17 protein-coding genes and 1 pseudogene are annotated in these 19,277 nt (G+C 66.6%); 9 read left to right on the top strand and 9 right to left on the bottom strand.

Going from position 1 to position 19,277, the window contains the following annotated elements; genetic code table 11:
• A partial coding sequence (locus tag Q664_RS58915; protein WP_160174366.1) for a hypothetical protein occupies window positions 1-868 on the top strand: 868 nt, incomplete at its 5' end.
• On the opposite strand, the gene Q664_RS09005 is transcribed toward Q664_RS58915, so the two are convergent.
• From Q664_RS09005 to Q664_RS08990, 4 genes are all read right to left on the bottom strand, one after another.
• Window positions 822-3,776 (bottom strand): ATP-binding protein, encoded by a 2,955-nt coding sequence (locus tag Q664_RS09005; protein ID WP_043392231.1) that lies wholly within the window; start codon window positions 3,774-3,776, stop codon window positions 822-824. The two genes, Q664_RS58915 and Q664_RS09005, sit on opposite strands and share 47 nt — an antisense overlap.
• Window positions 3,773-3,967, bottom strand: coding sequence for a hypothetical protein (locus tag Q664_RS09000; protein ID WP_043392229.1), 195 nt, complete (start codon window positions 3,965-3,967; stop codon window positions 3,773-3,775). Before Q664_RS09000 ends, Q664_RS09005 begins: the two co-directional genes overlap by 4 nt.
• 2 nt (window positions 3,968-3,969) lie before the next feature.
• Window positions 3,970-4,338, bottom strand: coding sequence for an Hpt domain-containing protein (locus tag Q664_RS08995; protein WP_043392227.1), 369 nt, complete (start codon window positions 4,336-4,338; stop codon window positions 3,970-3,972).
• A gap of 159 nt (window positions 4,339-4,497) precedes the next feature.
• Window positions 4,498-4,872: a DUF488 domain-containing protein gene (locus Q664_RS08990; RefSeq protein WP_075207394.1), complete on the bottom strand. Its 375-nt coding sequence runs from the start codon at window positions 4,870-4,872 to the stop codon at window positions 4,498-4,500.
• Between the two features lie 121 nt (window positions 4,873-4,993).
• Here Q664_RS08990 and Q664_RS08985 point away from each other — a divergent pair, with 121 nt between their 5' ends.
• The 4 genes from Q664_RS08985 to Q664_RS08970 all read left to right on the top strand — a co-directional run bounded on the left by Q664_RS08985 (window position 4,994) and on the right by Q664_RS08970 (window position 7,669).
• Window positions 4,994-5,437 (top strand): GNAT family N-acetyltransferase, encoded by a 444-nt coding sequence (locus tag Q664_RS08985; protein ID WP_052517876.1) that lies wholly within the window; start codon window positions 4,994-4,996, stop codon window positions 5,435-5,437.
• Window positions 5,438-5,468: 31 nt separating this feature from the next.
• The gene (locus tag Q664_RS51825) at window positions 5,469-6,044 is read left to right on the top strand and encodes a class I SAM-dependent methyltransferase (protein ID WP_052517875.1); all 576 of its coding nucleotides are present in this window, start codon (window positions 5,469-5,471) and stop codon (window positions 6,042-6,044) included.
• A 133-nt stretch (window positions 6,045-6,177) separates the two neighbouring features.
• Window positions 6,178-6,648, top strand: a complete 471-nt coding sequence (locus Q664_RS51820) for a hypothetical protein (protein ID WP_052517874.1) — start codon at window positions 6,178-6,180, stop codon at window positions 6,646-6,648.
• A gap of 1 nt (window position 6,649) precedes the next feature.
• Complete coding sequence (locus tag Q664_RS08970) at window positions 6,650-7,669, top strand: hypothetical protein (protein WP_043392224.1); 1,020 nt, start codon at window positions 6,650-6,652, stop codon at window positions 7,667-7,669.
• 61 nt (window positions 7,670-7,730) lie between these two features.
• On the opposite strand, the gene Q664_RS08965 is transcribed toward Q664_RS08970, so the two are convergent.
• On the bottom strand, window positions 7,731-8,912 hold the full coding sequence (locus Q664_RS08965) for a serine hydrolase domain-containing protein (protein WP_075207393.1): 1,182 nt from the start codon (window positions 8,910-8,912) through the stop codon (window positions 7,731-7,733).
• 86 nt (window positions 8,913-8,998) lie between these two features.
• Here Q664_RS08965 and Q664_RS08960 point away from each other — a divergent pair, with 86 nt between their 5' ends.
• The 4 genes from Q664_RS08960 to Q664_RS08945 all read left to right on the top strand — a co-directional run bounded on the left by Q664_RS08960 (window position 8,999) and on the right by Q664_RS08945 (window position 15,807).
• Window positions 8,999-10,255 carry an MFS transporter gene (locus Q664_RS08960; RefSeq protein WP_043392220.1) on the top strand — a complete coding sequence of 419 codons (1,257 nt, stop codon included), beginning with the start codon at window positions 8,999-9,001 and terminating at the stop codon, window positions 10,253-10,255.
• A gap of 232 nt (window positions 10,256-10,487) precedes the next feature.
• Window positions 10,488-11,801 (top strand): hypothetical protein, encoded by a 1,314-nt coding sequence (locus tag Q664_RS08955; RefSeq protein ID WP_235216617.1) that lies wholly within the window; start codon window positions 10,488-10,490, stop codon window positions 11,799-11,801.
• A gap of 1,173 nt (window positions 11,802-12,974) precedes the next feature.
• Window positions 12,975-14,177, top strand: a complete 1,203-nt coding sequence (locus tag Q664_RS08950) for an ISAs1 family transposase (RefSeq protein ID WP_160174365.1) — start codon at window positions 12,975-12,977, stop codon at window positions 14,175-14,177.
• Between the two features lie 430 nt (window positions 14,178-14,607).
• Window positions 14,608-15,807 carry an Ig-like domain-containing protein gene (locus Q664_RS08945; protein WP_235216616.1) on the top strand — a complete coding sequence of 400 codons (1,200 nt, stop codon included), beginning with the start codon at window positions 14,608-14,610 and terminating at the stop codon, window positions 15,805-15,807.
• A gap of 58 nt (window positions 15,808-15,865) precedes the next feature.
• Here the strand turns inward: Q664_RS08945 and Q664_RS08940 are convergent, their stop codons facing one another.
• The 4 genes and pseudogenes from Q664_RS08940 to Q664_RS08935 all read right to left on the bottom strand — a co-directional run bounded on the left by Q664_RS08940 (window position 15,866) and on the right by Q664_RS08935 (window position 19,164).
• Complete coding sequence (locus Q664_RS08940) at window positions 15,866-16,429, bottom strand: transposase (protein ID WP_043392214.1); 564 nt, start codon at window positions 16,427-16,429, stop codon at window positions 15,866-15,868.
• Between the two features lie 43 nt (window positions 16,430-16,472).
• A pseudogene (locus Q664_RS62890) lies at window positions 16,473-16,961 on the bottom strand (helix-turn-helix domain-containing protein); the annotation flags it as partial.
• A gap of 271 nt (window positions 16,962-17,232) precedes the next feature.
• On the bottom strand, window positions 17,233-18,252 hold the full coding sequence (locus Q664_RS57515) for a hypothetical protein (protein ID WP_152621998.1): 1,020 nt from the start codon (window positions 18,250-18,252) through the stop codon (window positions 17,233-17,235).
• A 276-nt stretch (window positions 18,253-18,528) separates the two neighbouring features.
• Window positions 18,529-19,164, bottom strand: a complete 636-nt coding sequence (locus Q664_RS08935; RefSeq protein ID WP_052517872.1) for a DUF488 domain-containing protein — start codon at window positions 19,162-19,164, stop codon at window positions 18,529-18,531.
• Between the last annotated feature and the right edge of the window lie 113 nt (window positions 19,165-19,277).

The raw sequence follows: 19,277 nt of genomic DNA, 5'->3' as shown, positions 1-19,277 counted from the left end.
CCGGCAGGTGCGTGGGGCGCGGCTGGCCCTGGATGACTTCATGCGTCCCGTGCCGGGGGACTCGCCGCCACCGGATGCCCGGACCTACCTCGGTGCGACCCACGAGGCCTTCGCCGCGCTGGGCTGGCGCTTCGAGGGCTTCTTCCAGAAGGTGCCCCCGGGAGAGGCTCCCCAGGCCGACTTCTCCCTGTGGCTCTCTCCAGACGGCACGACACTCGGGGCGGTGGTGGCCTCCCGCGCGGCGAAGGACCCGGTCGAGCGCACGGTGTTGGTGAGTCTGGATGCCACCGGCAAAGTGGTGACGACGAACGATCTTCCTGGCACGGGGGACCAGCTCGGTGGGGCCTCGTCCATGGCGACCCTGCTGCACGCGGCCCCGGCGGAGCTCCAGGCCTTCCACCAGCAACGGCTCCAGGTCGAGGCCCGGTCTCCCCTGAGCACATGGCAATCCGGTCAGGTCCTCGAGGCGCTGCGCGAGCTGAGCGAGCGCTCGGTGGCGCGCTGGGTGCGGAGTGGCGATGCCTGGTGGAAGCCCGAGTCTCCCGGGGAGTACGGCTATACGCCCAAGGGCGCGTGGCGCTATGCGCGGCAGGCCGTGCGCTCGGTGCACGACGTGGGGGCGACCCAGCGCGAGCGCTTGAAGCTGCCGAGGTTGGGCTCACCCGGGGCCAGCGCGACGCGCTCCGGTCCTCCCCCCGGGATCCTTCCGAAGTCCTCCCGGGCACGGGGGATCTTCAACACGGTGGCGCTCGGCGTGTGCCTGTGGTTCGTGGTGCGCTACTGGTGCGAGCCGCCTCCGAATCCGCCGCGCGCGGTGCCCGCTATGCCGTTGCCCGCCGGTCCAGCGCCCTCGGAAGGGTCACGGTGAAGGTGGTGCCGGCTCCGGGCCGGCTGTCCACCTCCAGCGTGCCGCCGTGCTCCCGGACGATGCTGGACACCAGCGCGAGCCCCAGCCCCGTGCCCTCTCCCGGCTGCTTGGTGGTGAAGAAGGGCTCGAAGATGCGCTGCGCCAGCTCGGGGGGAATCCCGTGGCCCTGGTCCACCACGCGCAGCCGCACCTGCTCCCCGGCCTCCTCGGCGAACAGCTCCACCTGTCCGCCTCGCGGCGAGGCGTCGATGGCGTTGGTGATGAGGTTCACGAACACCTGCTCCAGCCGCTGCGTATTGCCCACCACCTCCAGGCCCTCGGGGCAATGGCTCACGCACCGCACGTCGGCGTCCTTGCGGCCCAGGCGCGAGAGCTGCGCGGCCTCGGTCAGCAGCGGCGCCAGCGGCACCCGGGTGACGGGCACGTTGCTGCCCCCCGTCACTCCCGCGTGGCTGAAGGTGACGAGCGCCCGCACGATGGCGTCGATGCGCCGCGCCTGCTGGAGGATGAGCTGTACCCGCTCGCGGATCTCCTCCGGGTCCTCCTCGTAGCGCAGGTTCTGCGCCACGCTGGTGATGGCCGTCAGCGGGTTTCCAATCTCATGCGCCACGCCCGCGGCCACCCGCCCCACCGAGGCCAGCCGGTCCTGGTGCGCCAACCGCGCGTCCATCGCCTTGCGCTCGGTCAGGTCCTCCACCAGCAGCACCGCGCCCTGCAACTGCTCGGGCTCCTCTCGCGGCGTCTCCGAGGGCGTGGCCAGCGAGCGGTGCAGCCGCAGGATGCGCTCCCGTCCGTCCAGCCGCACCTGCGTCTCGGCGCCCGCGTCCGGCCCCGACGCGAAGCCGGCGAGCAGCCCGCCCCACGGCTCCGGCAGGTGCGCCAGCGTCTGGCCCCGCACCTCCTCCGAGCGCAGGCCGGAGAGCCGCTCCAGCGCCTCGTTCCAGATGACCACGTCCTGGTCCGGTCCCAGCGCGCATGCGCCCACCGGCAGCTCCTCGAGGATGCGCTGCAGGTAGCGCCGCACCGCCTCCAGCTCGCGCACCGGGCCCGTCATTCCCCGCGCGTCGCGCAGCCGCTCCTCCACGAAGCGCAGCTGCTCGGCCAGCGCCGTGCGTGCCCGTGGGTCCACCTGCAGCGCCTCGCTCACGGCCAGCCGCGCCAGCACCGGACCGAGCAGGCCGGACAGGTTGCGCTCGATCTGGTCCCTCAACCGGCGCAGCTCGGTGGGGCGGCGCTCGCCCTCGGACAGTCCGAGCTCGCGCAGGGCCCGGTCCAGCTCGGCGGTGGCGGCCTGCGGCCCCAGCACGGGGGCGAGCTGGCGGCGGAACTCGTCCGGAGAGCCGGCCGTCACGCTGCCCGCGGCCAACGAGGGGGCCTCGCGCGCGCACAGCCTCGCCGCCTCGGCTTCCTCGGGTGAGGGGCGCGTGGCCAGCGACAGCCCCACGAAGGCCAGGGCGTTGAGGGTGAGGGAGGTGAAGGTGACGAAGCTCCACGGCTCGCCGGGGGCGAAGCCCAGGAGCGACTCCAGCGCCCGGGCCCAGGGCGGCAGGCCATGACCACTCCACAGTGGCACGACCAGCAACAAGGCCCAGACGGTGGTGCCGGCGGCCAGGCCCGAGAGGAAGCCCACCCGCGTGGCCCGGGACCAGAAGAGCAGGCCCAGCAGGCCGGGGATGAACTGCGCTACGCCGACGAAGGCGACGAGCCCCAGGTCCACCAGCCCCGCGGCCCGCTTGTCCAGGAGCAGGTAGAAGCCGTAGCCCGCGAGGATGATGGCGGCGATGAGGACGCGCCGGGCCCACAGGAGCCTGCGGTACAGGTTGCCGGGTGAGCGCGCATAGCCCAGCGGCAGCACCAGGTGCGTGAGGCACATGGGCGCCATGGCCAGGGTGGTGACGATGACCATGGCGCTGGAGGCGGAGATGCCACCGAGGAAGGCCAGCATCGCGAGCGCGGGGGCTCCCCGGGCCGCGGGCACGGCGAGCATGTGGAAGTCCGCGGGCCCCGGCAGGCCCAGCGCGAGGCCGGCCCAGAGCAGCAGCGGCACGGCCACGTTCATCAACAGGAGCAGCAGCGGGAAGGCCCAGGTGGCGGTGGAGAGGGTGTCGCGCTCGGGGCTCTCCGTGAAGGCCACGTGGTACTGGCGGGGGATGAGGAAGGCGGCGGCGCAGGAGATGACGAGCATCGGCGCCCAGGACTGCTCGCGCGCGGGCTGCTGCATGGCGCGCAGGGCCTCGGGGTGCGCGTCCAGCCAGGACTGGAGGCCCGCCGGGCCGCCGAAGACGGAGGCCACCGCCCAGGCCCCCACGAGCACCAGGGCCACCACCTTCACCAGGGACTCGAAGGCGATGGCCAGGGCGAGCCCCTCGTGGCGCTCGCGTGGGGTGACGTAGCGCGCGCCGAAGAGGACGGAGAAGACGGTGGTGATGGCGCAGAAGCCCAGGCCCAGCGTGGTGGCCGAGGCCGAGGGGCTGAGGACGCGCGCGGACTCGACGACGGCGCGCACCTGGAGGGCCAGGTAGGGCAGGGTGCCGGCCAGCAGCACCAGCGTCACCGCGGTGCCGGTGGCCTGTCCCGGGTAGCGGAAGGCGAAGAGGTCCGCCAGCGAGGTGAGCTGCAACCGCCGGGTGAGCTCGAGCAGCGGACGCCACAGCACCGGGACGAGCAGGCAGGAGAGGGTGGCGCCCAGGTAGATGGCGAGGTAGCGGAAGCCGTGCTGGGAGGCATAGCCCACGCTGCCGAAGTAGGACCAGGAGGTGGCGTAGACGCCGAGCGCCAGCGCGTAGGCGAGCGGGTGCTGGGTGATGCGCGAGGGGATGAGCCCGCGCTCGGCGGCGTAGGCGATGAGGAACAGCACCAGCAGGTACGCCAGCGAGGCGATGACGAGGGTGCCGAGCTCGAACGTCATGGCGCGCTCCGCCGCGCGGCCCAGGCGCCGAGCACGATGACGCCGAGCCACACGGCGAAGGGCTGGTACCAGGAGGCCCCCTCGCGCAGCCACAGGTGCCGCAGCGGCGAGCCGAAGAGCAGCGCCGCCACGGCGAAGACGAACAGCGAGAGCATGACGGGCTGTCCGCCCGGCCCGGACGAGGGCTTCATCCTCACTCCTGGATGCCGAGCTGCGCCATCAGCAGGGGCCGGGCCTCCGCGTAGGCCTGCTCCATCTGGTCCAGAATCGCCTCGGCGCCGTCCAGGCTGGGGCTCCGCGCGAGGTTCTCCAGCGCCTTGCAGTGCTGGCGCACGCGCATCATCCCGAACATGCCGCTGCTCGTCGCCAGTCCGTGGGACTCGCTCGCGAGCTGGTCGGCTTTCCTCGTGGCCAGCAGCTCCCTCATGCGCTGAAACCGCGGGGGCGTGCGCTCGAGGTAGCCACGGGCCATGTCCGCCACCAGGTTGGGCGAGTCCGCGTCCTGAAGCACGTTCAGCTTCTCCAGTTGCCGCACATCCATCGCGAGGATCTGCTGCTCCATAGGCCGCGCATTCTGCCCTACCTGTGTCAGGCGGAAAAAGCCCGTGTGTGCTCTCGCCCTTCTTTCACTGCTCGTCCTCGCCAGCCCACGCGGGCCCTCACTGCGCGCGCTGCTTCAGGAGGGCCAGGCTCAGCCCGGCACTCGGAGTGTCCGGGGGGCTCACTTCGCCCGGGCAGCCTCGATGAGCTCGGCGAGGATGGTGCGGTGGCACGCCTTGTCGATGATGCAGTCCTTGGAGCACATCAGCGTGAGGGTCTCTCCCCGGTCCACTCGGGCCGCGAGCTCCGCGATGGCTTCCCGCTGGGACTCCATCTCGCGCACGTAGCGCTCGCGGTACTCGTCGAGCGAGATGGGCGTCTGGCCCTTGCCCTGGAAGGCGGCGAGCAGTGGCGGGCTGGGACCCAGATCTTTCATCCACACGTCCCACGTCTCCTTCGCCTTGGGGAGCCCGCGCGGACGGAAGCGGCAGATCAGGATGCGCAGTCCGTCATCGGGCTCCCCGGGCACGCACCAGCGGCGGGTCTTGATCGGCATTTCCCGGCAACAGCGGGACGGCTCCCCGTCATCCCAGCCACGGGCGCCCGCTCGCTCCTCCGCATACCGGGCTTTCGCTCTAATATCCATCCTTCGCAGGCGTTGCTCATAGGGGGCCGAGATGCGGCTGAAGAGACTGAAGGTGGGCGACCGGGAGCTGGCGAAGGCGCTGTTTGCCCTGATGGCGGAGGTCTTCGAGGAACCTGGCGAGGAGCTGGGTGATGGCTATATCGACAGGCTCCTCGGCCGGGAGGATTTCTGGGCGATTGCCGCGTTCGTCGACAACGACATCGTGGGGGGACTCACCGCGCATACCCTGCCCATGACCCGGGCGGAGTATTCCGAGATCTTCATCTACGACATCGCCGTGCGAAGTGATCGCCAGCGACAAGGGATTGGCCGTCGGCTGATGGAGGAGCTTCGGGCCCAGGCGGCTGGTATGGGGATCCGGGAGCTGTTCGTCCCCGCCGATAACGAGGATGTCCACGCGCTCGATTTCTACCGCGCCCTTGGTGGAGAGCCCGCCCCGGTGACGATCTTCACCTTCGCGGACGATTCCGAGTAGCCACGGCCCGGTGCGCCGAACGGGAAGAACGATGGCGGAGCATGAAATCCCGGAGCGATTGCGGTGGGCGGTGGAGCAGCTCGCCATCGAGCCCGACGCCCGCGTGTTGGAGATAGGCTGTGGAACAGGCGTGGCCCTGGGGCTCGTCTGCGAGTACCTGAGCACCGGCCACATCCTGGGCATTGACCGCTCGGCGGTCGCCATCGACCGGGCGAGGACGCGCAACGCCGCGCACATCGCGGAGGGGATGGCTGGGTTGTGGCTGGGTGACCTGAAGGACTTCGCGTCGGACGCTGGCGCCTTCGACAGGGTCTTCGCCGTCAACGTGAACGTCTTCTGGACGGGCCCGGCACGGGCCGAGCTCCAGCGGTTGTTCGAGCTGACGAAGCCGGGCGGTGTCGTGCTCCTGGTCTACGAGGCACCTGACGCCCGGAAGGCCGAGCGGATCGCGAACGACCTCCACGAGAAGCTCACCGCGCAAGGCTTCCTGACCACGAGCTCGAAAGGCCCCTCACCGAAGCTGGTCGGGATTACCGCCCTCCACCCGCCCGCCGGGCCTCCGCGGCCCACTGGCTCTCGAGGGCGCCCTCCTTCCCGGGCGATGTGATTCACAGTGCACCCGACTCGCTCGCCGAGTCGGGGCGGCGCTCGGGGCCGCTTCCGCGCGCCATCCAAAGCCCGTGCGACTGCGGTAGAATCGCCTCGATGCGCCTGAAAGAATCCGTAAAGGATGGGCTGCCTTGACGCCTCTGTCCTGCTTCACCCTTCGCGGCGAGCCCGCGACCCGGGAGGGGCCCCAGGGGTCGCTTCTCCATGAGGGGCGGGAGACGGGCCTGCGCATCCATGCGGCCAGCCTCGAAGCGCAATTCCAGCTCCAGCCGGGCTTCTACCTGCTGTTCTTCACGGACAACTCGCCCTACGAAGAAGCCCTTCAAATCGTGCTGCTCGACGCGCGTCTCCAATTTCTGGATGGGCTCGAGCTGGGACAGCCGTACACGCCGGGCATCCTGTCCGGCATCCACGCCGAGAGCGAGCAGCGGATCCTCTTTGATTTCTTCGAGGGCACACGGCTGCTCTTGAGCATTCATCCCGAGGGAAGGTTCCACTTGATCCGAGGCCTGCCGCCATTCGCCAGGCCCCTCGAGGGACGCTTCTTCTCCCGGCACTATCTGACCCTCCAGGAAGTTCGAGGAATCGCGAAGGAGAAGTGAGATGCCCAAGCAAGATCCGCTCGTCGAACAGAGCATTCAGCAACTTCAGGTCCAGGCGCTCAACTTCGGCTATCGCTTCATCCACGATAGCAAGGTCAGGGCGTGGTACATGCAGACCACGCAGGAGTTCTCCGAGCAGCTGCGTCAGGCCCATGCGAATGGCTCGATGACGTCCCGGCAGGCGGCGGAAGCCGCCCATCAGATGCGCAACGAGATCATGGAGATGGCTCGGGTGCGCTCCACCGAGCTGGGCCGTGCGAAGGCCAAGGCGCTCAAGGGCAAGGGAATCGCCTTCGAGAAGCTGCTGGAGAAATACTCACAACAGAAGTTCAAGCAGGCCTTCAACAGCCTGGGCAAGCATCAGCAGGAGGCCATTCTTCTCGAGATCGTGGACAGCGCCGGGCGCGCCAATCCCAAGGTCAGCGCCAGTGCGCGCCGCCTGGGTGCGGCGGGCAGGGCCCTGTGGGTCCTGTCCATCGCGGTCTCCGTCTACAATGTCGCCACGTCGAACCACAAGCTCGACACGGCGGCCCGGGAAACCGTGGGCTTCGGAGGGGGCTTCGCGGGCGGCGCGGCGGCTGGGGCCCTGGCGGGAATCTGGTTCGGGCCCGTCGGGGTCGCGGTGGGTGTCGCGATTGGAGGCGTCGTGGGCTCTCTCGTCGCGGATGAGCTGTATGTCGAGCTGGTGCCCATGGCTACACAGCGCGTGGCGTCGATGGTCGACAAATATACGAGGCCATTCTCCACGGATGACGAAGGGCTGGCCAAGGCGCTCTACGAGCGCGGAGGCGTGGATACCAACTTCGTGAAGTCCGTCTTCGCGGTGCTCGCCGAGCGCTACTCGAGTGACTCCGACGACGTGGCCCTCGCCTATGTCCAGCTCGTCAGGTCCCGTGGTGGCTCACAGCAACTCGCGTTGAAGCTGGACAAGGAGTTCAAGGAGTTCCTCATCCAACTCATGGATCAAGGCTGGACCTCCGGCGAAGAGTCCTCGGCCATCAAATACCTGCGCGCACTGTAGGAACGAGAAGCTCATCCCGGGATGCGCCACCCGGCTGGATTGCTCCATCTGCTCTTCCGCGTCACGGCAGAAGCGGGAGCGAGCCGTACTCCCACGACCACGGCGCGCCGGTTTCGCCCAGGATGGCCCTGACGAGACGGGGATAGGCGGGTTCGGCGCGGACATCGTTGGAGAGGAGCACCACGCACCGGTGCCGCCGCTCGACGCAGACCCAGATGTTGCCGGTCGAGTCGTTGTGGCCGCCCTTGAGGAATCCGCGCCCTTGCGGTCCGTCGAACACGATGACGCCGAGCCCGGCGGCGAGATCGCGGCGGCGGGACTCGGGAGGAAGTTCCGGCTGCGGCGTTGGAAACTGCGAGGCCGTGCCGATGGGGAGTTGCGGCCGGATCAGCTCCGCGCGGGTGGCGTCCGTCAGACCCTCGCCCCGCACGTAGGCCGCCGCGAAGCGGGCGAAGTCGGTGAGCGTGGTGTCCATGGAGCCGGCCGCGCGGACCTTGCTGCGCTCATCATGTGCCTCGACCTTGCCCTCCAATGTCCAGCCGTCGGCGAGGTTGTCCGCGAAGTCTGGCCGCCAGACCATGCTGGTCTCGGTCATGCCGAAGCGATCGAACACGCGGCGCTGCATCTCGTGTCCGACGTCGAGTCCCAGGCCCTGTTCCAGCACGAACTGCAACAGGATGATTCCATCCCCCGAGTAGGCGTAGCGGCTTCCAGGGTCGAAGTGGAACCGGAGCTTCCCGTCCGGCTCGAGGAAGCCGAAGTTGGCGAAGCCCGCGCTGTGGGTCAGCAGGATGCGGGGTGTCAGCTCGCGCCAGCGCTCATCGCCAGCGAGGCCGCTATAGCGGGCGTACCGATCCTCAAGCTGGGGATCCGTGTAGTCGGGCAGGGGCTTGGGCAGCAATCGGTCGATGGGCGTGTCCAAACCGAGTACGCCTTCGTCCACGAGCTGCGCGACCATATAGGCGAACACCGCCTTGGTGAGCGAGGCGCCGTACATGACGGTGTCCGGCTGGAGCAGCTCGCCCGCGGCGTTCCGCACGCCGTGGCTTTGGACATACACCGGCTGGCCGTCTTCGATGACGGCGAGCGCGAGCCCCTTCGCGCCGGTGTCTTGCATTGCGCGGGCGACCTCGGCGTCGAGGCCCGCGGGGGTCCACGCACGACCGCCCGTCGTGGGAACGGTCGCGCAGCCAAGGGTGCTCGCGAGAGCGAAGGTCATCGTGAGTGCCGTGCCGCGCTTCATGGGAGTCGTCCGATTCATGCCGTCCGCAGTCTACGCGGAGGGCCTGAGGTATGGTGGGCCTCCCACTGCTCCGTTCCTGAACATCCATGACCTCCACCGTGGCCTCTTCCACCCCTGCTGCGTCGAGCGCGCTCCGCGTCCCGGGATTCCGGATCTTCCTCATCACGTTCCTGTTGGCCATGATGGCCGACAACATCGAGCACGTGATCAGCTACTGGGTGGCGTTCCAGAAGTTCCACTCACCGGCGCTGGGTGGGTTCGCGGTGGTGTCCCACTGGCTGCCCTTCTTGATGTTCTCGGTGCCGGTGGGCGCGCTCAATGACCGGTTCGACTCCAGGCGCCTCATCCAGGCCGGCATGGTGCTCTTCATCACCGCCTCGGCGGGGTGGGGATACTTCTTCGTCACGGACTCCTTGCAGGTGTGGCACGCGATGGTCCTCCTCACGATCCACGGCTGCGCGGGTGTCCTCTGGGGCACCTCCAGCCAGATGTTGCTCTACGACATCGTGGGCCCGGCCCACCTGCCCAGCGCGGTTCGCCTGAACGCGACGGCCCGTTACCTCGGGTTCCTGGTGGGCCCCGGCGTGGGCAGTCTCGTCATGCGGATGTTCGGGCCCACCTGGGGCATCTTCGTCAACACGCTGTTCTACCTGCCCCTTCTGTTCTGGCTGGTGCGCGCACCCTATGGCCGGCACTTCCGCGGGGCGGCATTGGGCGCCAGGCGGGCCGTCCGGGGCTTCTCCGACATCGTCCAGACCATTCGCGACGTGCGCGGGATTCCCGTGGTCGCGGCCATGGTGGTGCTGGCGGGGGCGGCGTCCTTCTTCATCGGCAACAGCTACCATGCGCAGATGCCGGGCTTCGCCCATGACCTGGGCCATGGAGACCCCGGCCTGACCTATACGCTCCTGCTGGGAGCGGATGCGGCCGGTGCGCTGCTCGCGGGCATCCTGCTCGAGACGCGCGGAAACTGGCTGCCCACGGCGCCCGCTTCCGCGTTGAAGCTCGCGTTCCTGTGGGGGTGCTCGCTCCTCACGTTCTCGTTGATGAGCTCGTACGCCGCGGCCATCTGCGTGCTGTTCCTGGCCGGGTTCCTCGAGCTCTCCTTCAGCAGCATGACCCAGGCGATCGTGCAGCTGAACGCGCCGGACACCATCCGAGGCCGTGTCCTGGGGCTCTTCAGCATGTCGGCCTCCGGCTTGCGAGCTTTCAGCGGCGTGACCGTGGGACTTCTGGGGAGCCTGACCAACCCCCACGTGTCGCTCGCGCTGTCCGCCCTGGCCTTCGTGACGGTGGCCGGCCTGCTGCTGCTCCGCCGGTCCCAGCAGGGTGGTCTGGCGTAAAGATGTAAAGGCAAAGTTGTAAAAAAGATTATACATCAAAAACTGTTTAACTTGTCCGGCGGGAAGTCAGTAAGTGGTGCGTCTGAGAGGGAATGGCCACCCCATGCCATTCATTCGCCGCGCCGTCGTTCCATTCGCCGTGATGCTGTTGTCCGCCTGCGGGCCGAGCTCGTCATTGGAGGAGACCACCGGGTAGACCCGGGAAGCGCTCGCGACGGGCGCCGGCTCGACGGTGTTCCGGGCCGCCCTGGCCAAGCGCTGGTCTCCCATCCACTACCAGGACTTGGACGTGACGGGCTCGCACAGCCTGAACGGCCGGGCCGACTACATCTCCCGCGTGGACTTCGATGGGGACTGGAGCGGGACGAACAACTGGGACAACGCCGCGTCCCGGCCGCTCACCGCCCATGCCTATCAGTCGGTGGTGGAGACCAGCTCGCACTGGTACATCGTCTACACCTTCTTTCACCCGCGCGACTGGTCCGACACCATCTTCGACACCGAGCACGAGAACGATGGCGAGGGCGTGTTGCTCATCGTGGAGCGCGATGGGACGCAGTACGGCAAGCTCATCGGCGCCGTGACGGTGGCGCACAAAGACTTCTTCTCGTTCCTGCCGGATGGCAGCCCCATCACCTCGGGTGCTGAGTCGTCGGATGGCAAGCTGGCGTTCGCCACCTTGGAGGGCGTCCCGCCCCCCATCACGGCGCAGGAGGCCAAGGGGCATGGGCTCAAGGCCTGGCCGGCCAATGACATCGTCGGCGACGGAGTGAAGTACTACCCCTCGTTGACCACCGCCGAGGAGCCCTCGTCCGCCTCCGACTCCGACGTGCGCTACAAGCTCATAGACATGTACGGCTCCGGGGGCTTCTGGACGCGCCGTGGCCTGTCCGAGCTGTTCTCCTCCGATGGAACGTTCCGCGGTGACACCAGCGGGGGCTGTGGTCTCATCGCGGGCCTGTGCTCTTCGAACTCGGCCAATGCTCCCTGTGGTTGGGATGACGGGGATGATGGTCCCGCCCTGCGCGGAGAGATCGCCACCGATCCGGCGAAGCTCGCGGCGCACTACTTCAGCCTGTCTTCGCGCTTCTCCACGACGTACACCTTCAATCCCTTCAAGGGGCCTGGGGGACCCCAACGCGCCCTGAGCGCGGCGCGCGCCCGCAGCAGCCTGGGTAGGATGCGCGGCACCGTGCGGTACGGGGACTGGGTGGAGGAGGTAGCTGCTGAGGCGCGCTCACGGGATAAACCAGTCCTGGGGGCGCGTGCCGTGCGGGACTGGCACTCACATTCCACGACGGCCAGCGAGTCAGAAGTCGTCCGAGGGCTCAGGCGCCGGTTCGGTGGCTCCCTCCGATCCCATGTTCGCCAAGGCTGTGCGCAATGGCTGTTCCGCACTCTCCTCAGCGGAGTCAGGCCACTTTTGGGCCAGGGTCGCTTCCACCTCGACGCAGAATTCAAGTACCAACCGCTTGAGTCGGTCGACATGAGCCCGTGTCAGGTAAATCTGCTGGCCTTCCTTCGACCGCCCGTTTCGATGGACTAGATCATGGCGGACGACAACCTTCTCAAGGAGGGGATCAATGCTTGGTAGATCAATGCCTAGTCCGACCTGCATCAGAGGCTTCACCTCCTTGAGGGTGTGCCAAACCATGTTTCTCAGATAGTCGTTGACCTCTTCAGCTAACTTCTCGTGTCGTTCAAAGATCTCGCCCAGTTTGAGTGGTCGGTCTTTGAACTTCGTCGATTTGGTGACGATGTTTCGAAGCACTTCCTGGTTTGTGGTGACCCAATACTTCGTGGTCTCCCATAAATAGGTCTCAAAAGCCGCAATCAATGAGATGAAGGCATGACGAAGCAGAATGGCTTGCGCGTTATGCTGCTGCTCTGCCAGTTCTATGAGCCTGTCTGTGTCGTCCACGGACGACAGCAAGTGTGAGACAGGTTCATTTCGTTCATGAGGTTCGACATCGAATTCGTCGTCATACCGCTGGACGGGGGCCCACTCATGGCCGACGCCGGCATGCAATTCGTCGACGAGTTCTTGAACGACTTCGTCGCCCACGACCAGCGAAAAGCGCGCTGGTAACTCGTCGGCAGGATCGAACGGTCCGCCGTGCACGTACAAGAAGCCGCCTTCGCGGCCGTTGTACGGCGTCGACATGGATGGATCTTCATAATGGCAGAACCACCACGCACGCATTGCGTCCAACTGTTCTTCGCGCGTGGCTGTACTGAGCCAGTTATCGTTGATCTCCTGCTGCTCGTCGTGAAGAAATGCTTCTGGTGGGAGATTCGAAGCCCCCTGCTCCTCAAAGTCGGAACTCATTGCACCTCACCGAGTCTTTACGCGCACTGCCAAATATGGCCCCCGACACGGTAGCCTGCCATCCATTTTCCGGTAAGGTCAACAGCCGGAAAGGTGCCCAAGCGGGCTCCCTCTGGGGGCAGGATTGATTCAAAGTCCAACGGGAGAGGTTATCCCACCCGGCCCTACGGCTGAAGTACAGTTCAGCCGCAGGGCGCCCCCGTGGGAGAGCAGCCGTTGGCTGATCGCCGGGGTGCCCGCTCAGAGCTGGTGACGGGCCGAGCAGGTCCGGGGAGAAGAAGAGTGAGAGGGGAGAAAAACCGGGGCGGGAGAGCTGGCGGGCCCTCCACACCCCATGGGGAGCGCGGGAAGGGAAGGAATGAGCAGGACACCCCCTCTCGCGTGCAGGAGATGATGACGAGCCTGGGGCTGACATTCAAGGAAGTAAAGGACCCGAGAGCACGCCGGGGACAGAGGCACCCGCTGGCGGCGATGTTGATGCTGCTGGTGCAGGCGCTGGCGGTGGGAAGGCGGGTGTTGAGACATGCCGAGGCGCTGGGGGAGGACATGCTGCGCGAAGGCACAGCCCCCGAGGGACTGAAGCGGCCGGTGTCCGACACGACGTTGGACAGGCTGCTGGGAAGCTTGGAGCCAGAGGGCTTGGAGCAGGAGGTGGAGCAGCTGGTGCGGGGTGGGCTCGACAAGGGGTTGATACGCCACGACCTCTTCAGCCGTGGGGTGGTGTCCATTGATGGGAAGGCGGGGGAGAGTACGCCGGGGCAGGCACCGTGCGAGCCGAGCCACACGACGAAGGATGAGCAGGGCCGGGAGTACTGGTACCCGTACGCGCTGCGCGCCAGTCTCACCAGCAGCGCGGCCCACCCGGTGCTCGACCAGAAGCTACTGGAAGGCAAGCAGGGAGAGGCGACGGCGTTCCCCGAGCTATTCAAACGGGTGGTGGAGAAGTTTGGAGGGCACTTCGAGTACGTGACGGTGGACGCGGGAATGACGAGCGCGGCCAACGCACGGGTGGTGAGGGAGGCGGGCAAGCACTACCTGATGGCGCGCAAGGAGAACTTCCACCGGTTGCATGACAAGGCGTGGGTGGCGTTGGCGGTGGCGCCGGTGAAGGTGCGAGTACGCGAGCGGGTGAAGGGGGAGTGGGTGGAGAGGGAACTGCGAGTGGTGGACATGCCGGCGGAGGAGGAGTTTCCCGGGGCCCGGCAACTGGTATGGGTGCGCCAGCAGCGCACGAGGGACGGAGGGTTGCCGAAGGTGGAGACGCGCCTGTTCCTCACCTCCGTTGCGAGCGGGCAGCTGTCGCCGGAGCGGATGCTGACGCTGGTGCGCCGGCATTGGGGGATTGAGAACGGGCCGAACTGGACAGCGGACATGGTGTTGGAGGAGGACACCGCCTCGCCCAGCCTACGAGGCAAGGCACCGCTGGTGCTCAGCTGGCTGCGCTTGCTGGCCTACAACCTCCTGGCCCTGGTGCGTACGCACCTGCCGGCTCGCGATGGGCGGCCCGCCAGCTTCGCACGCACCATGGAAGTGCTCTACCAGGGCCTGTTGGGCCTGGCCGTGCTGCCCGGGAGTCTGGCCACACTTGCCTGAGCGCCCGCCAGTTGTTTCCGCTCCGGTCCCCCTCGCCTCTTCTCCCCTGGCTGTTCGGCCTGTGCTCCTCACTGCTGTCCTTCCACGGCGCCCCTCTTTCAAGCGCCGTCCGGAGGGATGCTCTTTCTTTGTCTGCGAATGTCTGGACTTGCTCTCCGCCTCTTCAAATCCTCTCCCACGGACTTTGGATCAATCCTGCCCTCTGGGGGGGGCGGCCTGACCGTGGGTATCTCCCCGGACCGGCTTCACTCGCGGCAGCGCTCAAGGAAATGGCGTGCATCCTCTCGCCGCGGTGAGTTCTCGGGGTTGCCCCTCCCAGGGCATGACCAGGACCGCCTTCGGGGTATGCGATAGTCGCCCCATGAAAACACTTCGGCTCGTCGTGGGATGTCTTGTCTTGGGGATGATGGGGTGCGGGGGGGATGACTCCGTGGCCCCGGTGAATGTCCGGGTGGTGGAGGGCGTGATGGAGGGAGAGAGCGTCTCGGGCTCGCGGACCCTCCGGGCCACCGCCGAGGACAACTCGGGCACGGTGGCCCGGGTGGAGTTCTCCGTCTCCGGCTCGCCGGCGTGCGTGGATGGCACCTCGCGGCCCTCGGGTTCGACCTTCTCGTGCACCTGGGACGCGTCCAACACGTCCCCGGGGAGCCACCAGCTCACCGTGAAGGCCCAGGATGCCGCGGGCAACAGCACCGTCTCCGCCCCCATCTCCTTCACCGTGCTGCCGCCCAATCGCGCCCCCACGCTCAGCGCGGTGACCGCGACGCAAACGACCGTCAATGAGGGCTCCAGCACGAGCCTCTCGGTGACGGCCACGGATGCCGATGGCGACACGCTCACCTATTCCTGGACCCAGAGCCCGTTCTCGCCCCTGGGGACGTTCGCCGAGGGGAGTGGCTCCACCGCCTCGTGGACCGCGCCGTTCCTCTCCCGCGACACGGCCTTCACCCTGAAGGTGACGGTCTCGGACGGGAAGGGGGGCTCGGCCGAGCGCACGGTGTCTGTCTCCGTGGTGAACGTCCCCGCCCTCAATCAAGCGCCCGTCGTGGACGCGGACATCATCGTGGACCCCGAGGGGCTCGTCGCGGGCAAGTCCCTCCCGCTCTACATCTCCGCGAGGGATCCGGATGGGGACACGCTCACCTATTCCTGGACGACGGAGCCGTCCGGAGCGGGGGTGTTCTCCCGCCCGAACCAGGCCTCCGCCGAGTGGCGCTCGGGAGAGCTCGACCGGCCGGCGGCCTATACCCTGAAGGTCACGGTGTCCGATGGCTCCCGCTCGGAGACGCGCTCGGTGAACGTGGCGGTGGGTGTTCCCCAGTATGCCCGGGACATCGAGCCCATCTGGAGCGCGAAGTGCTCGGAGTGCCACAACGAGTACAGCGCCGAGGGACTGAACCTGCAGACGGGCAGCTCCCACGCCTCGCTGATGGCGCCGGGGGTGGGGGAGTGCGCCTCGGGCCCCCGGGTCTCGCCCGGCCACCCTGACGAGTCCCTGCTGGTGTTGCGCATCAGCTCCGATGGGTGTGGCCGCCGGATGCCCATGGGCGATCCCACCTATTTCGACTCCAACCCGGGAGAGCTCACGAAGATCCGCTCGTGGATCCTCGCGGGCGCGCTCGACAACTAGCCGAGGAGCCGCTTCTGACAGGCGTTGTTCAGCCGGTCGTATTTCTAAGCCACCCGAACTAATTCCGTTCAGGGGTAGCGGCTCGGATGGGGAGTCTGCCGCGCCTTCGGACGCGGCGCAGCAGGCGAACGGCCTCATCATAGAAGGAGTCACGGTCCGCCGTCAGCATGCGGCTGAAGTAGGCGGACTTCAGCTCCTCCCAGAAGCGCTCAATCCAGTTGAGGGTTTCGGAGGTGTAGCGCGGCAGCCAGAAGATGCGCACGTAGGGGGCGGCGGCCTCAATCGCGGCTCTCGAAGTGCGGCTGGTGAAGCAGCCGCCGTTGTCGAGCACCAGCACGATGCGGCGACCTGTCCGCTTCGCGCGCTTCACCAGCGTCTCCAGCACGGGTAGGAAGAGTGCGGTGGAGACGCTCCTGGGCTGATGCGCGAAGCGGAAGTCCCCCGTCGGATAGCGCACCGCGCCCACCACTCCCACGCGTACGTTCTTGCCCGGGGTGGGCAGCGCCAGCCGCTGGCCCCGGCGGCGCCAAGCGGAGCGCACCGAGGGTAACAGGTCGAACCTCACCCCGTCCGCGTACCACAGTTCGAAGAGTGCGCCCGGCTTGGAGGCCTGCTTTTTCAAGGAGTTGAGGCGCCTTTGGGCGCGCGCTTTTTTCCTCCTCGTCCGCCAGTCCCTTCAGCGTCAGTTTCGTGCGTCGCCAGGCGAAGCCATGACGCCGCAGCACCTCGCCCACCCAGGCGGGGCTGACACGCACGCCAACGTGTTGCTCGAGGTGTGCGGCAAGACGCGCGCACGTCCAGCGTGCAAAGGCGTATCCATGTTCTCGCGGGTCGCTCTCCACGTCCTTGAGAAGGAGCTCCACTGCCGCAGGTGTCAGGCGCGAGGGCCAGCCCGGGTGCGCACGGGCCTCCAGCGCCTGGACGCCCTCTTCGCGCCACCTCCGGCGCCATGCGTGCACCGCCCGAGGGGTAACACCCAGCGCTTTACCCACCTGGGCCGCGCTCTGGCCTTCAGCCGACAACAGGAGGGCTGCGGCGCGCAGTGCCACCCCCTGCCTCCCGCTGCGGCGGACCAGTCCTGCCAGGAATCGCCGCTCCCCGGCAGTTAGCCGCACCACCTGCTCGGGCCTCTTCCGGCGTACGCTGCTCACCATCGCTACAGCGTACCCCTGAACGGAATTACTTCGCTTGGCTTAGAGGATGGTGGGGCGACGGGAAGTGACTCGCTCATGGCGGACCCTAGACCTCCCAGCGCGTCTCCGTCGTCCCCCCACCTCGTCGGGGGAGCCTGGGGTCATGGCTTCGGGGCGCACCCAGGCCGTTCTCAGGGAAGTGGAACTGAGCTGTCTTTGAATCCCAGTTCCTGGAAGTCTTTGCCTGGGTAGAGCATCTGTCTACCGCGCAGCTCCGCGAAGGGCGTGAGTATCAGTATACTGAATAAGCGGAGATGCCGTAGGTGCTATAACCCAGGTATGCATTGCCAAGTGGCCACGCTATTTCCGCGTCAATCATGAGCATCCCAATCCTGTAGTCACCAGGGTTTGTTGAGAAATTCGAATCGGGGAATTTCTGGTTGACGTCATTGATCATCTGCTGCAACTGAGCGTAACTCACTGAGAATCCGTACCAACGCCACCCTGTCCAAGGCACCGTTGTTGAAGAGTATGAGGAGGAGGCCTTGGTCACATATTGCGTTCCGTTGCCGAGGTAGCTTCCGACCTGCGCGGTGCCGGTTCCAAGATCCCACGAGATACTCTCAACCGTAACACCCGGGTGGTTGGGATCGCCCGTATTGTCTAGAACGTTCAGGTTGATCCAGAAATACCGTCCCGGCTGACTCATGTCATCCACGGTGAATACGGGGCCGATGTATGCGCGTGCACCAGGAGTCACATAGACGGACGGGACCTGGAGTTGAAAAGAGAAGTGAAACACGCTCGTGTTGCCGTGTGCCCACGGACGCTTGTCTTCAGAAGGGGGCCACCGATACTTCACCTGGGCCGCGGCAAGGTCATATGGATCGATATGCCTTTGATAGTTCCACGTATTCATCATTGCCCCGAATACTGGATACGTGGTTGTTCCATCCGTTTCGGTATGGATCTCAACGGCACTTCCTCCATAAGAGGCGGGGTCGTATCCGACCTGGTAGTTCAACAGGGGCCCAGGCACGGTTGCGCCCGTGAAGTCACCCAGGTTCCAGCCTACGATTGACTGGCTGACCGCCGCGTCGGTTTGTCCCCATACAGACCAGTATGCAGTATTCGCGGGGCCTGTCGGCATGGGCGGAAGGCCTAGGTTTTCATTTGCAAAGGCATGCCCAGAGATCCCGTAGATCGGGTCCAGGTTGGACACGTAATAGTATTCTATTCCAGCGAGAGCTCTGCCTGGAAGCCATGCCCCTAGCAGTCCCACCAGGATGAACGCGCGAGAATGACTCTTCATCTGAGGCTCCATGTTTTCCATCTGAGTGGATGAGTTCTTCCGATTACAATACCACGATATGCGGAACGCCGGAGTTTGATATCAGAGCCATTCTGATAAGCAAAGTCAATACCTACAATTGGGGCCATGTGCTCGGTGCGGAACTCCTTGCGTAAGACGTGCTCGTCACGCAGGAGGAAACGCGGTCACATCCAGTCAGGGCCTCAGGAGGGGGGCAAGCGATTATTTTGGAGCACTTGGGGTCGTCCACGCTACTTGCGAGGCTGACCTCTCAGCTCATACAGGAGCTGTCCCTGGTCGCGTGGTGTTGAGCCTGGGGCCGCCATGGCCAGGAGGTAGGCTCTTCTCCTCTTGTCCTCCCGGATAGAGCACCTGTCTGCCGTGCAGCTCCGCGAAGGGCGTGAGCTTGTGCGGCTCGGCGCGGGTGCGGCTCGTGATGTGCCTCACCTCCACGCCTCGGGCGTATAGCGCGTCCGCTACCAGTGTGCGGTGGCACCTCCAGCGCACCGCCTCGGCGCACATGAGTGCCAGTGGCCCGTCCGCCGTGAGCTCCCGCAGCTCCTCGAGCCCCCGCGTGAACTCGTCCGTCTGCATGTAGTCCGCGTAGCCTCGGAAGCTGGCGTTGCGCCACGCCGTGTTCGGCGAGTCCTTGCTCGTGCGCCTCAGCCCTCCGAGTCTCGGCAGGTGCATGTACCGGATGTCCGCCTTCGCGAGCGTCCGGGGCAGGGTGTCCTGGTTGAACTGTGGGTTCGTCCGCGAGCGCGGCACCGTGCGGATGTCCACCAGCGTCTGGATTCCGTGCGCCTGCAGCAGCTCCAGCAGTTCCTCCGCTGTGCGTGTGGAGTGGCCCACCGTGTAGATGCGCGCTTTCGCCCAGCCTGGGGCCTTTCGTCTCGGTCGCTCCGTGCTCATCGCGGGTTGTTCCCCTTGGGGGAAGCTGGGCACGGGGGTGAACGGGTGGGAAGCAGATACCCTCACCCCGACCCTCTCCCGAGGGGAGAGGGGGCTTGCCGCCGTGGGGCCTC

It is taken from the genome of Archangium violaceum Cb vi76, assembly GCF_000733295.1.
In the GTDB taxonomy this organism is placed as follows: domain Bacteria; phylum Myxococcota; class Myxococcia; order Myxococcales; family Myxococcaceae; genus Archangium; species Archangium violaceum.
The sequence above is the reverse complement of the archived record's forward strand: the minus strand, read 5'-3'. Positions and strand labels throughout refer to the sequence as shown.

What these genes read in the sequence shown, in the direction of transcription:
- Q664_RS09005 (WP_043392231.1), bottom strand. Translation starts at nt 3,776, where the DNA reads ATGACGTTCGAGCTCGGCACCCTCGTCATCGCCTCGCTGGCGTACCTG.
- Q664_RS09000 (WP_043392229.1), bottom strand. Translation starts at nt 3,967, where the DNA reads ATGAAGCCCTCGTCCGGGCCGGGCGGACAGCCCGTCATGCTCTCGCTG.
- Q664_RS08995 (WP_043392227.1), bottom strand. Translation starts at nt 4,338, where the DNA reads ATGGAGCAGCAGATCCTCGCGATGGATGTGCGGCAACTGGAGAAGCTG.
- Q664_RS08990 (WP_075207394.1), bottom strand. Translation starts at nt 4,872, where the DNA reads ATGCCGATCAAGACCCGCCGCTGGTGCGTGCCCGGGGAGCCCGATGAC.
- Q664_RS08985 (WP_052517876.1), top strand. Translation starts at nt 4,994, where the DNA reads ATGCGGCTGAAGAGACTGAAGGTGGGCGACCGGGAGCTGGCGAAGGCG.
- Q664_RS51825 (WP_052517875.1), top strand. Translation starts at nt 5,469, where the DNA reads ATGGCGGAGCATGAAATCCCGGAGCGATTGCGGTGGGCGGTGGAGCAG.
- Q664_RS08970 (WP_043392224.1), top strand. Translation starts at nt 6,650, where the DNA reads ATGCCCAAGCAAGATCCGCTCGTCGAACAGAGCATTCAGCAACTTCAG.
- Q664_RS08965 (WP_075207393.1), bottom strand. Translation starts at nt 8,912, where the DNA reads ATGAAGCGCGGCACGGCACTCACGATGACCTTCGCTCTCGCGAGCACC.
- Q664_RS08960 (WP_043392220.1), top strand. Translation starts at nt 8,999, where the DNA reads ATGACCTCCACCGTGGCCTCTTCCACCCCTGCTGCGTCGAGCGCGCTC.
- Q664_RS08950 (WP_160174365.1), top strand. Translation starts at nt 12,975, where the DNA reads ATGATGACGAGCCTGGGGCTGACATTCAAGGAAGTAAAGGACCCGAGA.
- Q664_RS57515 (WP_152621998.1), bottom strand. Translation starts at nt 18,252, where the DNA reads ATGAAGAGTCATTCTCGCGCGTTCATCCTGGTGGGACTGCTAGGGGCA.
- Q664_RS08935 (WP_052517872.1), bottom strand. Translation starts at nt 19,164, where the DNA reads ATGAGCACGGAGCGACCGAGACGAAAGGCCCCAGGCTGGGCGAAAGCG.